We start from the raw sequence: 590 nt of genomic DNA, 5'->3' as shown, positions 1-590 counted from the left end.
ACCACCACGACGCACAAGACCCTGCGCGGTCCACGTGGCGGTATGATCCTCACAAATGATGAAGCAATCGCTAAGAAAGTGAATTCCGCGATCTTCCCCGGCATCCAGGGCGGCCCGCTGATGCATGTGATCGCGGCCAAGGCGGTTGCGTTCGGCGAGGCCCTGCGCCCCGAGTTCAAGGACTATATCAAGGCCGTGCGCGCCAATGCGGTGGCGCTGGCGGACCAGCTGATGCAGGGTGGTCTGGATATCGTCACCGGCGGCACCGATACCCATGTGATGCTGGTCGACCTGCGCCCCAAGGGCGTCAAGGGCAACGTCGCCGACAAGGCATTGGGTCGCGCCCATATCACCACCAACAAGAACGGCATCCCGTTTGACCCGGAAAAGCCCACCGTGACCTCGGGCCTGCGTCTCGGCACCCCCGCCGGCACCACCCGCGGCTTTGGCGAGGCTGAATTCCGCGAGATCGCCGACCTGATCGTCGAAGTCATCGACGGCCTCGCCGCCAACGGCGAAGACGGCAACGCAGAGGTCGAAGCCGCCGTCCGCACCAAAGTCGCAGCCCTCTGCGCCAAATTCCCAATGTA

1 protein-coding gene is annotated in these 590 nt (G+C 63.9%); it reads left to right on the top strand.

The genetic code is table 11. From position 1 onward, the window contains the following. Positions 1 to 590 (top strand): PLP-dependent aminotransferase family protein (locus EK369_RS21580; protein ID WP_497707115.1); only part of this gene is annotated, 590 nt, incomplete at both ends.

The sequence above is a fragment of the Shimia sediminis genome, assembly GCF_003990645.1.
Classification (GTDB): domain Bacteria; phylum Pseudomonadota; class Alphaproteobacteria; order Rhodobacterales; family Rhodobacteraceae; genus Shimia; species Shimia sediminis.
This window is presented reverse-complemented; position numbering and strand designations above follow the sequence as displayed.